Source organism: Salinibacterium sp. 10G20-15, from assembly GCF_057365065.1.
In genome coordinates this window covers 1874860-1889572 of sequence record NZ_CP195118.1, presented here as the reverse complement: position 1 = coordinate 1889572, position 14713 = coordinate 1874860, and the positions used below count along the sequence as shown (strand labels likewise).

Here is a 14713-nt window from a genome sequence, read left to right as displayed (position 1 = left end):
CCAAGCCAGAGATAGAGAAGAATCGAGATATGACTGACGAGCAACTGCGGCACGCATTCACTCAACTGCGCACAGAAGTAGGCAAGGCCGTGGTGGGCCAAGATGCGGCTGTCACGGGCCTCACCATCGCGCTGCTGACGGGGGGCCATGTGCTGCTCGAAGGCGTTCCTGGTGTTGCAAAGACACTGTTGGTTCGCACGCTGAGCCGAGCGCTTCAGCTCGACACCAAGCGTGTGCAGTTTACGCCAGACCTCATGCCTGGCGACGTGACCGGCTCGCTCGTGTACGACTCCAAGTCGGGCGAGTTCGAGTTTCGCGAAGGCCCCGTCTTCACCAACATTTTGCTCGCGGATGAGATCAACCGCACCCCACCAAAGACTCAGTCTTCGCTGCTCGAAGCGATGGAAGAGCGTCAGGTTTCCGTTGACGGCCAGTCGTTGAAACTGCCGGTGCCGTTCATGGTTGCCGCGACGATGAACCCCATCGAATACGAAGGAACGTACACGCTCCCCGAGGCTCAGCTCGACCGCTTCCTCCTCAAGCTCGTGCTCGACCTGCCCGAGCGCGACACCGAGATCGAAGTACTCACGCGTCACGCTGCTGGCTTCAACCCGCGGGATCTCGCCGCAGCCGGCGTTGCGCCCGTTCTCGATGCGTCAATGCTGGCGGCCGCCCAGGCTGCTGTCGCGAAAGTGGGAGCAAGCCCCGATGTGGTTGCGTACGCTGTTGACCTTGCGCGCGCTACTCGCCAAAGCCCGTCCGTGAAGCTCGGCGTGAGCCCCCGTGGTGCGATCGCCCTTATCGGAGCAGCGAAGGCGTGGGCCTGGCTGACCGGTGCGGACTCCATCACGCCCGACCACATCCAGAACATGGTGCTGCCGGTACTTCGTCACCGCATTCAGTTGCGCCCCGAAGCTGAACTCGAAGGAGTGTCAGCCGACGTCATTCTGCGATCGATCGTGCAGCAAGTGCAGGTTCCGATCTAACAATGGCAATTACTGGCTGGTTCGTTGCTCTCGTGGCGCTCGGCATCGTGCCGATCGTCGTCACGGGCGCGCCCATCGTGTTCGTCTATTGGGTACTTTTTGTGGTGCTGCTGGGCACGGTGGACATGATCGTGGCTGTGTCAGTGCGTGCTCTGCGCTTCGAGCGCACCTCTCCCGATCGCGTGCGCCTAGGCGAGACCACCAGCTCGGCGTTACGAGTAACGAACCCCACCCGCCGCCGGCTGCGCGCGATCGTACGAGACGGCTGGCAACCATCCGCCGGCGCTCACGCTAACCGCGTGCCGCTCTCGGTCCCCGCTGGTGAGCGCCGCGAACTGACCACGGTGCTCACTCCCCTGCGTCGGGGAACCAGAGAAGCCGCGCACGTCACAGTGCGTTCTTATGGCCCGCTGCGACTGATCGCTCGACAGACCACGGTGAGCGTTCCGAGCAGTTTTACGGTGCTCCCTCCGTTCAACTCGCGCAAACACCTCCCCTCCCGACTCGCCCGACTTCGTGAACTCGATGGCGCGACGAGCGTCATGATCCGCGGCCAAGGCACCGAATTCGACAGCCTGCGGGACTACGTGCGCGGCGACGACGTTCGCTCGATCGACTGGCGCGCCACCGCTCGCCGTTCTGAACTGGTGGTTCGCACGTGGCGACCCGAGCGTGACCGCCGCGTCGTCATTGTCGTTGACAGCGGCCGCACTTCTGCGGCACGGATCGAAGATGAACCCCGCATCGACACCGCCTTCGAGTCTGCGCTGCTGCTGGCGGCTCTCGCCTCGAGTGCCGGCGACCACGTCGATTTCATGATCTACGACCGCCGCGTTCGCGCCCGCGTTCAGGGTGCCACCGGCCCCGACCTGTTGTCGAAAATGGTCAACAGTATGGCACCCGTTCAACCCGAACTCATCGAAATGGACTGGAACGCCGTGCCGAACCTTGTACGGCAGGCCACGACCCAGCGCGCGCTCGTTGTGATTGCCACCACCGCGGAATCCCCCGGGGCCACCCACGGCTTGCTCGCAATGCTGCCGCAACTCACAGCGAAGCACACTGTTGTCGTGGCCTCGGTCACCGACCCATCGATTGTGGATGCCACGCTCGATCGTTCCTCACGCGACGCCGTGTATCTCGCAGGTGCTGCCGAGCGTGCCCTGCTCGATCAGTCACGAGTGGCTAATGCGATCAACCAACTCGGAGCCTCTGTGGTCTCTCGACGCCCAGCCGACCTGCCGCTCGCCCTTGCCGACCACTACATCGCGTTGAAGGCAGCCGGAAAACTCTAGACGCGCTTGAGGTTCGTCGCGAGAACCGTATCGCTAGTGGGCGACGATATGGGTCGCGCCCGCGTCGAACTCGCTCAGGTCGCCAGAGTTGCCGGCACGAACGCTGCGCCCACCGAGAATCCACTGGTAAGCCAAGAAGCCACCGAGCGCGACTGTGCCGATACCGATCTTGATTACCCAGGGCCAGTCTTGGCGCGTGACGTATCCCTCGATAACGCCTGAGACTAAGAGCGCAAGGATGATGCCGATGACGATAGTGAAGAGCGCCCGACCGTTCTCGGCCAGGGCCTGAGCCCGCGTACGCGCCCCCGGAGCGACCCAGGACCAGAAGATCATCATTCCGGCCGCGCCAGCAACGAAGATCGCGTACAGCTCAAGCTGACCGTGGGGGGCGATGTAGAGAAAGAAGACGTCGAGGCGATCAAACTCGTTCATGATCGCGGCGGTGAAGCCCAGTTGTTGAGCCGTGTTGAAGAGCAGATAGGGCACGTAGACGCCGACGATGCCGAAGGCAATCTCTTGAGCCGCGATCCACGCATTGTTAGTCCAGACGAAGCCAGTGAAGGAACCACCCGAGTACTCCGAGTAGTAGCCCACGAAATCGTCTTGAGCCAGAGCTTCGCGTTCCGCCGGAGTGCCGAAATTGGCCAGCAGCTGCGGGTTCGAAATTGCCCACCAGGCAAAGAGGAACCCGATAAAGAAGGTTGCCCCGGCGAGCACCAGCGACATCCACCGCACGCGGTAGAGCGCTGCCGGTAACTGCGCGATGAAGAATTGCGGCAACTGACTGAAGAGATTGGCTGCGGCGCCCGTGAAGCGGAGCCGAGCGCGGCTGAGCGTCAATGACAGACGATCGGCTTGCACCGATTGCCCCATGCTCGTCTTCATGGCGGAGAGATGAGTGGCGCCCGACTGATAGAGATCGATCAATTCATCGGATTCTGCCCCGGAAAGTCGCCGCTGAGACCCCAATTGGGCAAGGCGATCCCAGTCTTCGCGATGCGCGGCTGAGTAAGAGTCGAGATCCATCTGCTTAAATGATGTCATGCCGAGCCCACAAACGACCAACACCTTCGCGTATGGGGACGAACCCGATGAACTCATCACCGGAGAAGCCGTTGCTCTCGAGCTGCGCTCGGCCAGTTTCGTGCTTCGCGCCGCCGGGTCGATCATTGACTTTCTTGTCTACGGCGCGGCCCTCATCGGGCTTCTGATCGGCGCGTTTTCCTTCGCCACAGCGGCCGGGCTCGACCAGGCAATTGGTACCGCCCTGACCGTGGCGGCTACCGTGACTTGTCTTGTGGTGATCCCCACCGCCGTCGAAACATTGAGCCACGGCAAGTCGCTCGGCAAACTGGCGATCGGAGCTCGCATTGTTCGCAACGATGGCGGCGCGATCGGCTTTCGGCATGCCTTCATCCGGGCACTGCTTGGCGTTCTCGAAATTTTTATGACCGCGGGAGGGATGGCCGCCGTCGTTGCGTTGCTTAACACTCGTGCCCAACGTTTAGGCGACCTCGTGGCCGGCACCTATAGCCAGTACGAACGCGTCTCCAAGCTCGCAAACCCCGTGGTGCCGCTTCCCGGTCAGCTGACGGACTGGGCGCGCACCGCTGACGTTGCCACAATGCCGGATGCTCTCGCCCGACGCATTTCGCACTTTCTCGTTGCCGCACCAGGTTATACACCGGCCACCCGTCATTACCATGCAACATCGCTCGCCCACGAAGCGGCCGCCTATGTGTCACCGTTACCGCACGTGGAACCCGAGGTGCTGCTGGCTGCTGTGAGCGCCGTGCGCCGCGAACGAGAAAGTACTGCGCTGGCGAATGAGAAAACTCGACGCGACGCGCTAGAGCCTGCTCTCACGAGTGTTCCGCGCGGTTTCCCCCGCGACCGCGCGTAGTGTGCGCCATAGGAATCCAGCCCCTGCCTCGGCGATCAACTGAGCTAGTTTGAGGCGCTTTCGGGAGGCTGACAGTCTGCTCGGGCGCGCTACGCGCGAATGATGGCGAGCGCGCGGTCGCGCACGGCTTCAAGCACCGGCAGCGAGCCTGCCTCGGCGTTGAGGCGCAAAAGCGGCTCCGTATTCGAAGGGCGCACGTTGAACCACCAGAATGGCTCCCCGGGTGCTGTCGCGCCGGCAACAGTGAGGCCGTCGAGTTCGTCGAACTCTGCTTCGTCTTCAAACGCGGCTCGGATGCGCGCGGTAGCTGCCGCTACGTCGTCCACCACCGAATTGATCTCGCCGCTGGCCGCGTAGGGCGAGAAGCGAGCCGAGAGCACCGAGAGGGGCTCAGGCTGCGAACCGAATTCGGCAAGCAAATGCATGGCAGCGAGCATCCCGTTGTCGGCACCCCAGAAATCACGGAAGTAATAGTGCGCCGAGTGTTCGCCGCCAAAGATCGCGCCCGTAGCCGCCATCTGGTCTTTGATGAGCGAATGCCCGACGTGGGTGCGCACCGGGATCGCTCCCGCGGCCTCGATCGTCTCGGCCACGATGCGCGACGTGATCAGGTTGTGGATGACGTGGATGTCGCCCTCCGGTTGCGAAGCCCGCACGCGCTCAATTTCCCGCAGCGCCACGACCGCCGCCACCGCACTCGGACTCATCGGATTGCCCTGCTCGTCAACAACGAAACAGCGGTCAGCATCGCCATCGAAGGCGAGTCCGAGGTCGGCTCCGTGTGCGAGCACAGCCTTCTGAAGATCGACAATGTTGGCGGGGTCGAGCGGGTTCGCTTCATGGTTCGGGAACGTGCCGTCGAGCTCGAAGTACAGGGGGATGATTTCGATGGGCAGTTCGGGGAGCCCGGCCGCTGTAGAGAGCACGGCGGGTACCGTCATGCCACCCATGCCGTTACCGGCATCTACGACGACACGGACGGGACGAATGGTGCTGAGATCGACAAGTTCACGCAAGTAGCCGGCATAGTCGCCGAGCACGTCGAGTTCACGCTGGGTCCCCACGGCGTCGACGGTAGGGATTCCCCCGGCCAAGTACTTCTGGGCGCGGTCACGGATCGCCCCCAGACCGGTCTCGAAACTGATGCCCTGCGCTCCCGCCCGGCTGAACTTGATGCCGTTGTAGGTGGCCGGGTTGTGGCTCGCCGTGAACATAGCGGCGGGCGCGTTCAGCGAACCAGACGCGAAGTACGTTTCATCGGTCGAGCAGAGTCCAATGAGAACGACGTTGCCCCCGCGAGCGCGCGCACCCGCGGAAAAAGCGGCGGCGAAACGGGGAGAGGAGTCGCGCATGTCGTGGCCGACAATGATCTCGTGGCCAGCGGCATCCACTTCGTCAACAAAAGCGGCACCGAGCGCTTCGACTACCTCGTCAGTGAGCTGGGTTCCCACAAGGCCGCGAACGTCATAAGCCTTAATGAAGGGGGCGAGATCGATGGGATTAGCTTTGCTCATGCCCCAAAACTACATGGCGAACGACCTGCCATCCCTGAGGCACGGAGAGTCGCTCCGCATGGCGGGCACAGAGGTCGTAGGTGTGCGGTTCAGCGCTGTAACTCAACGGGCCCAAAACAGCCATCGAGTCGGCGTAAACATAGGTCAAGGTGGCGACTGCTTCGGAGTTGCAGGCGACCTTGCTGCACGGGCGCTGATTCATTGTGAGCCCTAGCCTACGACTCTGCGACCGCAGAACGGCAACTGACAGCCGTAGAATGAGCGCGTGGCACGATCAACGAAGCGGGAGACGACGCGCTCGGTGCGGGGAAACTGGCGCGACCGACACGGGCGAGGCATCCGTGCTGCCGTCACCGGACCGCACTTGCCTCTCCTCAGTAGCCGCAACGGAAACTTCGAGTTGACGGTAGCGTCAGCCGCCCAGTTCCTGAAAGAAATGTGGCCAGAGGAGCTTGCGGGGGCGCGGTTCGAAATTGGGCTCATGCCCCACAGCACCCCTGAAAGCGTGAAGGTTGAGCGCTGGAAGGTTGTGCCGGCCGAGAAGCGAATCATCCTCTACCGTCTGCCTATCGAACGGATGGCTCGACTGCACAGGGACGACGAAGTGCACAAACGCATGCTGATCGAAAGTTGTGTCTTTCGCGCCGTCGCAGAATACGTCGGCAAGGATCCGTGGGAGTTAGCACCGGATCGATTTCGACACTTCTAAAGCGAATCCTGTCGTGCTTACGGAAATACGGTGAGCGGCGAAGACCCGGGGGTTTGCGGGTCAATTGAGTACGCCGAGATGAACCCATCCTCAGCCTGTGTGACGCTAACAAAAACTCGTCCGTTGTGCGCCAGCGTCAGTGTCTGCCCGTCGGGCACCGGCACTCGAAGAGTCGCGCCAGCCTCGATCGTCACTTCGTCAACCGCCGCATTTTCGGCGGACTCCGCGTCAGCGTTCTGTCCCTCGACAGAAGCGTCCGCAGCAACAAGGCTCACAATAACCGCCGTGTCCTCCGGATTCACGATAGCAAGCACTGGGTCGAGGCCCGATGCCACCGTGAACTGAGTGTCTTGTGTCAGCGCGGGGCTCGCAGTGAACCACGCAAAGTCTGTAGCGGAAATTCCTCCGCCCGAGGCAATGACCGCCGAAGTTGTGCGGGCCGCCGCCACGATAGGTTCGTCCGCCTCGATGCGAACCGAATAAGCGCCAGTCTCGAGTTCTTCGAGAGGAATGTCGGTAACGACTCCCGCACTCACATCAAGGGTGAAGCGGATGGGGTCACGTTCAGGATCTTCCGGGGTGAGCGTTACAGAAATCCCCGTGGGGTCCGCACCAGGAACAAATACGCGGATGGCCGACATTACGTCATCGGTCTGCGCTGCCGTTCCTCGAAGAGCTTGAATCGCCTCAAGGTCAGTGACAACCATGTCTGGCATCACCACTGTTCGTGCCGGGGGCTGGGTAGCCCCGATGATCTCGACGCCACCGGCATCGAGTCCACGCACGATCGACTGCTGAAGTTCTGCCGTAATCTGGCCCCCGCTGCTCGTGACGTGCACTACCGGCGAACTCACTCCCGGAGCGAACCCCGCGAGGGAGAGAACGCGTTGCCCGTTGGGAGGCACCACAATCCCCGTAGTGCCCGCGGCCGCTACCGCACCGCGCTCATCGAAAATTTCCACGTTCACCGTGGACGCGACCTCGGTGGGATTCGTCAGGGAAATCAGGGTCGTGCGCCCCGTCGTCGTCGCTCCCCCTACAAGCCAGCTGTCACCGCCTACAGCACGACAAGCCGCCGAAGCGAAACCGACGTAGTCGCCAACGTCGACCGTTTGGGACTGTGCGCCGCTGAGCAAGACGTCTGCCTCGGGGGCCTGCGCATCCGGAGCCGCGCTCAGCACGAGCGGCTCCGCAACGGACTCCCCTGGCTGGGCATCTGAGGCGGAAATCCGGGATTGTTCGACTGCTCCCGTACTCGAGAAGAATCGAGTAACTGCCTGACCCAACGTGAAAACGGTTGACGCCTCGGCGCCTGATTCGTCGGAAAGTCGCAAGAGCGGTCCGGGACACGTGAGTTGTTGAGCAGTCGGCACAGGCACGACACGTTCGCTGGGCGGAGTTGCTGTGAATGATGGCAACTCCACGAGAGTGGAACCCAGCACAGCACCAGCCGCGACGCCGATGCCGAGAACTCCGCCGACAACGCGAGCGCCGATCGCGGCAGCAGCTTTGGCCGATACGGGGCGACGCGTGCTCGACTCCGGCTCCGGGGCTCCCGTGAGCTCGACATCGTTGTCGAACTCGGCGCCCGTTGGCTCGTCAGGCAAGGCCGAAGCCTCGTCGGGGGTCAGTTCGTTGTCGGTCATTCGTTCGCCTCAATAACGGTGACGGCGCTCTCGGCCTTTGCCGCCTTCAGCCGACGACGACGGGTCGTGGGGATCGCCAACAAAAGAGTCAGCCCGAAAATAACCCCTTGACCGGCCAGCACGACTTGGCCCCACCGTGTTCCTGTGTTGCTCTCTCCCACGGGAATATTCTTTTCGCTGAGATCGGGATAGTGCCATAGATATCCTTGCGCGGTGTCACCAATCGGATTGAGCAGGCTATTACCGTCGAGAGCCTCAATTACTCGCTGACGAGTCTCTGCAGCATCCGAATTCGTGGCCGGCGTGAGGACCACGAACGCTACCTGCAGATCATTGAGCTCGCGCGCAATGTCGTAACCGCTGCGCGAGGCAATATTTCCGGCCAAGGTGGCCTTGCGGATCTCGGCGTCGGAGAGCTCAGTGCTCGTTGCGGCGAGCGTCGACTGTTCGTCGAGCCCGGAGCCCCGACCGCGATGCAGCTCGACTGACAGCGTGGAGTCTGAGGTGACGGTCAGTTGAAGCGTGCCGAGGCCATCGCGCTGGGTTGACTCCGCGGCCACGAACGCTGGCAACAGCCGGCCATTGCTGCTCTCCACCGCGGTCATTCCCGCCGCGAGCGACCACAGTGGCGCTGCAGCAAGACCGAGGATGCCCAGCAGCGCCACGACGGCAGGCATAGTGGCATGCCGATCGAGACTGTCGATCGCGACCGTTACCGCTCCGCACAGGCCGAGCCAGTAGAGGCTCAGCCCGGGAGCCGCCCAGAGGCTCACGTCAGATTCCCCGGCAGCGCTCACAGAGATGTGCGTTGCGGCGACGGCTGTCACAAACCCGACCAACGCAAGAGCCAGCGAGGGCACTGCTCGGCGGGTGCCGGGCACGAAGAGACTCATCAGCGCGAGTGCAGCGAATGGAGCGAGCATGAGCGCCACCAGGAGCGGGCCGTAGCGATCATTTAACCCGAGGGTGGCGAGCAGTGAATTCCAGCCGTTGGAGCCAGGCACCGCGCTGCCAATCGCCAGTTGCCACCCTGCCGCTGTGTCGCGGGCTACGGGAACTCCGGGGTCAGCAAAGATCGCCCAGAAGGTGCCCCGCCCCCAGTGTTGATTCACGAGCGGGGTGAAGAGCGCCGCCGCCGGAATCACGATCCACACGAGTCGGTGAGTGGACTTCGGGCGAACAACAATCCACGCGAACAGCGCAATCAGCAGGGCGGGAATCAGGCTCGGAGCGGCAGCCGTAATGGCAGCGAAAAGCAATGCTGCGAGTGCCGCCATGGCCCAGTTATGCGCGGCTCGCAGAACCGTCAAGACGAGCCAGGGCAACAGAATGTGCGCGAGCACAGCGCCCAGTTGTCCTTCGCCCAGTGACAGCAAGAAGCTCGGCGCCACAGTCCATGCTGCTGCTGCGATGGTCGGGGCCCACGTTCGCTCAGAGATGGCTGCCGCACATAACCACGCCGAGAGCGCCGCGAGGGGCAGCGCAACAAGATACACCAGCACGATGCTGAACGACGGGTTCCAGAACGTGAGCGACCCGAGAAGGGCAAGCACCACTGCGAAAGGATCCGCAGCGACGGCCTCTTGGGCAAGATCATTCCAGCCGTAGCCGATGTGGTTCCACAGTTCCTCAACGGTAGACGAGAGAGGTAGCAGCGCCCCGCCACTCAGCGCGGCAGCATCGACGAAACGGGAGAACGTGAGCATCCCGAGGATGCCCGCAAGCAGCACCGTCCACGCTCCGCCATTGCTAAAAAATTTGGGTCTCGCAACGTCGAACACGGCGTCCGGAGAGTCGCCATGACGCTCATGAGCACGCCGTTCGCGCAACTCTGCCCATGACATGCGTAACGGGTCAACGGCGGCGAAACTCACTCGCTTGTTTCGCCTCACATTGCGTCGAGCAGCGACGACGCCCCCATCGAAGATGGCGGCGAAGGCGGCAGCGAACTCTCCAGCAACCGCGGTCGGTCGCTTCGCTACCAAGTGGCCCAGTGACCTCACGATCGCTAGCGGCAACAGCGTGAGCCAGTGCAGGGGAACGGCGAAACCGGGGGCATAAACAAGACGACGGTGCAACTGTGCGAAGCGCTGTAAGCGATTGTGCGCTGCCGCCGACACGGATCGTTTACCGAAGAGTTCTGGCCCGCCAGCGCTCGCGACGCGGGCGTCCGCGACGGCAACTACGCGGTGTCCGGCCAAACGCGCACGCACGCAGAAATCGAGCGCGGCATCCACCGAAGTTAGTTTCGGATCGAAGCCACCGAGCGTTGTCCACACTTGACGGCGAACAAGCATGCCTGCACCGGCGACACCAAGGGTATCGGTTTGCACATCGTGCTGGGCCTGATCGAGTTCGTCGTTGACAAGCCCTACCGAACGGCCGAGCGGGGTGAGTGTCTCCCCGAAACCAGAAATGACAGAGGGATCGTCCCAACGGACGAGTTTCGGTCCCGCAACCGCAACGGAGGGGGCGATTTCAACCGCTCCGAGTAGCGCGCTAAGCGCGTGAGGGTCTGGCGCGCTGTCGTGGGTGAGCAGCCACAACCACTCGTTCTCGGATGCCTGTGGTGCAGCTGTCTGCAGCGCGGTAGCAATAGCGCCGCCGAAAGTGCGCTGCCCGTGAGTATCTACGATCTGAGCGGGAGCGGACTCTGCCATGATCGCGAGCGAGTTATCACTAGAATCTGCGTCGACCGCAATAACCGAATCGGGTCGTCGAGTTTGCGCCGCGATGGCGGCAAGGGTGCGTGGCAAATACTGTGCGCCGTTGCGGGCGACTAGTACTGCGGTGACTCTCGGCTGCATTTGTTTGAGACTATGCGCCGCAGGAGTGCTTCTGCAGCCGACTCGCTGCAGAGCGGCGAGTCTGAGAGTCACCCCAATACGCGGTCACTGGTCGCACGTCTGCCTCGGGCGAGTGCACGTTAAACGGTGTAGAAGTGCTAGCCGGCGCGCTTACGCAGCTTGCGACGCTCACGCTCAGAGAGACCGCCCCAGATTCCAAAACGTTCGTCGTTCTCAAGAGCGTATTCAAGGCATTGACTGCGCACTTCACACGATGAACAAATTTTCTTCGCATCGCGGGTAGAACCACCTTTTTCAGGGAAGAAGGCTTCGGGGTCGGTCTGAGCACACAGAGAGTCCGTTTGCCACGAGAGCGCGTTGTCATCTTCATCGGCGAGAGGCTGTCGAACTCCGGGAACCCCGAGTTGTACGGGGTCAACAAACCAGTCGTCGGGAACTCCCGCGCGGTAGCCGCTGTTGCCCATCTGGTCTATCTCCCCTCCGCTTTCAATGCGTTGCATCAAATCGCGTTACATAATTACACCGGTGTAGTTCCCGAGAGTCAAGTCGCAGATCATAATTGCCTCGACCAAGACTTCAGGGTTATGGCGCGCCGTCACGTGAATTTAAGTCAGCACAGCAAGATCGTGATCGACCATTACCGCCACGATTTCATCAAACTCCACCGTCGGTGTCCAACCTAGAATCCGTTGAGCCTTGCTCGCATCCCCCCGTTGTAGGGCAGCGTCCCCTGTTCGCAGTAGCGAACCCGCGACCGTGACACGGTCTGCCCAATCCTCGACACCTGCGCGCTCGAACGCCGCAGCCACAAAATCACGGACAGAATGCGAGATCCCAGTCGCGACGACAAAGTCATCCGGCTCAGAATGCTGCGCTGCTCGAACCAGCGCGTCAGCGTAGTCCGGGGCCCAGCCCCAATCGCGGCGAGCATCCATGTTTCCGAGTTCGAGAGTGTCTTGAAGACCGCGAGAGATCCGCGCGGCTGCCGCTGTGATCTTTCGCGTGACGAAAGTCTCCGGGCGACGCGGAGACTCGTGGTTGTACAAAATCAGTGAGGAGGCTGCCACACCTGCTGTGCGGTACGCGCCGACGAGACCGTGCGCGTAGGCTTTGGCCGCCCCGTACGGGCTTGTCGGACGGACGGGAGTGTTTTCGTCTTGCGGCGAGACGGCGGGCGCACCAAAGATTTCAGCGCTTGACGCCTGCACGAAGCGGATGTCAACATCACCCTGGTCGTGGATCGTTTTGACCGCCGCCAGCATCTCCGCCACCGCAGCACCATTGAGTCGCGCGGTCAGCTTCGGGTTCTGCCACGACTGGTAGACCGAGCTCAGGGCGGCGAGGTTGTAAATCTCCTGCGGCTGCAGCTCAAGGATTAATCCGCCGATGGCGCTGTCGGTGCTCAAGTCAATTTCGTGCGCGACCACTCCCGGAGTGACCGTCTCACCCGCATCCCGGGTGACCCCGTGCACTTCGTAGCCCTGCGCGAGCAAAAGTTCAGCGAGGTAGGAACCGTCTTGGCCGGTGACTCCGGTAATGAGCGCGCGAGTCATTGCAAACCGGCGAGCTCTTTTTGCTCTCGAAGGTCAGCGTCCACCATCATCGCCACCAGCTCGGGGAATTTCACTCGCGGCTCCCACCCCAGTTTCGCTTTCGCTTTCGACGCATCGCCCACGAGAAGGTCGACCTCTGCGGGGCGCATGAACTGTTCATCAAAGTCGACATACGGCGTCCAGTCGTCGATCCCCACCGCCGCGAAGGCGTGGTCGAGCAGCACCCGGATGCTCTGCGTCTCCCCCGTCGAAATCACATAGTCGTCCGGCTCATCCTGCTGCAGCATGAGCCACATCGCCTCAACATAGTCACCGGCAAAACCCCAGTCTCGCTGGGCATCGATGTTGCCGAGAGTAAGTTTCGCTTGCAGCCCGAGGGAGATGCGGGCGACGGCACGCGTGACCTTACGCGTGACGAACTCCGGGCCGCGACGAGGCGATTCGTGGTTGAAGAGCACCCCTGACGAGGCATGCATTCCATACGACTCGCGGTAGTTGATCGTCATGTAGTGGCCGTAGACCTTGGCAACACCGTACGGCGAGCGCGGCCACAGCAGAGTGTCTTCGTTTTGCGGAACGGTCTGCACCTTGCCGAACATTTCTGAACTCGACGCCTGATAAAACCGCACCTGCTGGCCCGTGGCCGCCGTGTGGAGGCGCACAGCCTCAAGAGCGTTAAGCACGCCCATGCCCGTGACTTCGCTCGTCAGGTGGGCGTTCTCCCACGAATAGGCCACAAAAGAAATAGCGCCAAGATTGTAGAACTCGTCGGGCTTCGCCACACTCATGGCGCGCATGAGACTCGAGAGATCGGTGAGGTCACCCGTAAGGATCTCGACGTCGGGAATCACCCGCTCCAAAAGTTCTCGTTTTGGATTGTTCTGACCGCGCATGAGGCCGAAGACTTTGTACCCCTTCGAGAGCAAAAGCTCCGCAAGATACAGGCCGTCTTGACCCGTGATTCCTGTGATGAATGCGCGCTTCATAGTTGTCTTTCTTGCTTGCGGCCGGCTCCGCCTAGGTTCCGAACCAACACGTCGGCCGAAGTAACGCTACTGGAACTTGCCCTTTCGCGCCGCGAAACTGCACCGCGCCACGCTATTGGGTTGCCGCCACAAACAACTGACCGGCGCCCCGGATGCTCAACGCCCCCTCATCACCCGTGACGAAGATCGACTCGCCGCGAGACAGCGTTGCCGAGCGCTCGCCATTCTTCACGGTGAACTCCCCCACCGCGCACAACACGATGGCCGCGCTACGGAGCTCGACGTTCGCGGCCTCGTGCACCTCCACCAGCTGAAAGTCACGCACCGGCGGCCGGAAGGCTCGGGTGCCCTCGTTGAGAGGCTCCGCCGCAAGGTACGGAACAGGGCTTGCTGAGAAATCGAGCACGCTCAACAGCTCGGGCACATCCACATGCTTGGGCGTGAGTCCGCCCCGCATCACGTTGTCGGATGACGCCATAAGTTCAATGCCAAGCCCCCGCAAGTAAGCGTGGATGTTTCCCGCCGGCAAGAACAGTGCCTCGCCCTTCATCAGCGTGACGTGGTTGAGCATGAGCGAGATCAGCACTCCGGGGTCACCGGCGTAGTAGCCGGCAAGCGTGCGAACAAGCGCGAACTCTTCGCTCGCGCTGTCGGCCTCGGCGAGCGCCGTGACGCGCTCCACGAGCTCCGGCACCGGCTGCGCGGCAGAAATGAGCCACTCGAACATCGCGCGCAGATCGGAGTCAGCGCGAGCGAAAGCCAACCACTCGGCGAACAGGGCCGGCGTGGGGGCGCTGCTCGCGGCATCCAGTTCTGCTAGTCGTTCGATGGATGCCCGGGTCTGGGCCATGGCCCGAAAACCGCACAGCGCCTCAAAGGTGTCGCTGACCGCGAGAATGAGTTCTGGCTTGGCGGAGGCGTCTTTGTAGTTGCGGTTACTGGCCGTGAGCGGGACACCCGCAGCGTTCTCGCGCGCAAACCCCACGGCGGCCTGCTCGGGCGTGGGGTGGGCTTGAAGTGACAGCGGCGCACCGGCGGCCAGCACCTTGAGCAGGAAGGGCAGCCGGTCGACTCCCGCCCCGAGAACCTGCTCACTGTCGCGCTGAATCCACTCGTGCAAGTCGCTCGCTCCAGCGGCACCGGAGGGGTCAAGGATGACGCTCGGGCTGCCCGGATGCGCACCCAGCCAGAGCTCAGCCTCGGGCTTGCCGGTGGGTGGTGTACCCAGCAGAGTAGAGATTTCGCCGGCGGAGCCCCACGCGTAATCGCGCGGGGTATTAGTGATGCCTACAAACATTCAGTCAACTCTTC

13 protein-coding genes are annotated in these 14713 nt (G+C 62.2%); 4 read left to right on the top strand and 9 right to left on the bottom strand.

Features of this window, described 5'->3' with window-relative positions:
• The first annotated feature begins 29 nt into the window (after nt 1-29).
• Together ACR3YK_RS09090 and ACR3YK_RS09085 are read left to right on the top strand one after the other, a co-directional pair.
• Nucleotides 30-986 (top strand): AAA family ATPase, encoded by a 957-nt coding sequence (locus tag ACR3YK_RS09090; protein WP_486174569.1) that lies wholly within the window; start codon nt 30-32, stop codon nt 984-986.
• A gap of 2 nt (nt 987-988) precedes the next feature.
• Entirely contained in the window at nt 989-2281 is a 1293-nt protein-coding gene (locus tag ACR3YK_RS09085) for a DUF58 domain-containing protein (protein ID WP_486174568.1), read from the top strand.
• A gap of 33 nt (nt 2282-2314) precedes the next feature.
• Here ACR3YK_RS09085 and ACR3YK_RS09080 read toward each other — a convergent pair whose 3' ends face one another.
• On the bottom strand, nt 2315-3310 hold the full coding sequence (locus ACR3YK_RS09080; RefSeq protein ID WP_100388476.1) for a stage II sporulation protein M: 996 nt from the start codon (nt 3308-3310) through the stop codon (nt 2315-2317).
• A gap of 16 nt (nt 3311-3326) precedes the next feature.
• Between ACR3YK_RS09080 and ACR3YK_RS09075 the strand changes: the two genes are divergently transcribed.
• Complete coding sequence (locus ACR3YK_RS09075; RefSeq protein WP_486174567.1) at nt 3327-4187, top strand: RDD family protein; 861 nt, start codon at nt 3327-3329, stop codon at nt 4185-4187.
• Between the two features lie 89 nt (nt 4188-4276).
• Here the strand turns inward: ACR3YK_RS09075 and ACR3YK_RS09070 are convergent, their stop codons facing one another.
• Nucleotides 4277-5701, bottom strand: coding sequence for a phosphomannomutase/phosphoglucomutase (locus ACR3YK_RS09070; RefSeq protein ID WP_486174566.1), 1425 nt, complete (start codon nt 5699-5701; stop codon nt 4277-4279).
• A complete protein-coding gene (locus tag ACR3YK_RS09065; protein ID WP_100388473.1) occupies nt 5688-5903 on the bottom strand; it encodes a DUF3499 family protein in 216 nt (71 codons plus the stop codon). The genes ACR3YK_RS09070 and ACR3YK_RS09065 overlap by 14 nt, the downstream gene beginning before the upstream one ends.
• 63 nt (nt 5904-5966) lie before the next feature.
• On the opposite strand from ACR3YK_RS09065, the gene ACR3YK_RS09060 reads away from it, so the two are divergent.
• On the top strand, nt 5967-6410 hold the full coding sequence (locus tag ACR3YK_RS09060; RefSeq protein ID WP_486174565.1) for a metallopeptidase family protein: 444 nt from the start codon (nt 5967-5969) through the stop codon (nt 6408-6410).
• Between the two features lie 17 nt (nt 6411-6427).
• Here the strand turns inward: ACR3YK_RS09060 and ACR3YK_RS09055 are convergent, their stop codons facing one another.
• The 6 genes from ACR3YK_RS09055 to manA all read right to left on the bottom strand — a co-directional run bounded on the left by ACR3YK_RS09055 (nt 6428) and on the right by manA (nt 14699).
• Nucleotides 6428-8056: a DUF5719 family protein gene (locus ACR3YK_RS09055; protein ID WP_486174564.1), complete on the bottom strand. Its 1629-nt coding sequence runs from the start codon at nt 8054-8056 to the stop codon at nt 6428-6430.
• Entirely contained in the window at nt 8053-10863 is a 2811-nt protein-coding gene (locus ACR3YK_RS09050; protein WP_486174563.1) for a glycosyltransferase family 2 protein, read from the bottom strand. The genes ACR3YK_RS09055 and ACR3YK_RS09050 overlap by 4 nt, the downstream gene beginning before the upstream one ends.
• Nucleotides 10864-11000: 137 nt before the next feature.
• Nucleotides 11001-11327 (bottom strand): WhiB family transcriptional regulator, encoded by a 327-nt coding sequence (locus ACR3YK_RS09045; RefSeq protein ID WP_486176400.1) that lies wholly within the window; start codon nt 11325-11327, stop codon nt 11001-11003.
• Between the two features lie 141 nt (nt 11328-11468).
• Entirely contained in the window at nt 11469-12416 is a 948-nt protein-coding gene (locus ACR3YK_RS09040; RefSeq protein WP_486174562.1) for a GDP-mannose 4,6-dehydratase, read from the bottom strand.
• Entirely contained in the window at nt 12413-13402 is a 990-nt protein-coding gene (locus ACR3YK_RS09035) for a GDP-mannose 4,6-dehydratase (RefSeq protein ID WP_486174561.1), read from the bottom strand. The genes ACR3YK_RS09040 and ACR3YK_RS09035 overlap by 4 nt, the downstream gene beginning before the upstream one ends.
• Nucleotides 13403-13514: 112 nt before the next feature.
• A complete protein-coding gene (gene manA / locus ACR3YK_RS09030; RefSeq protein ID WP_486174560.1) occupies nt 13515-14699 on the bottom strand; it encodes a mannose-6-phosphate isomerase, class I in 1185 nt (394 codons plus the stop codon).
• Nucleotides 14700-14713: the final 14 nt, after the last annotated feature.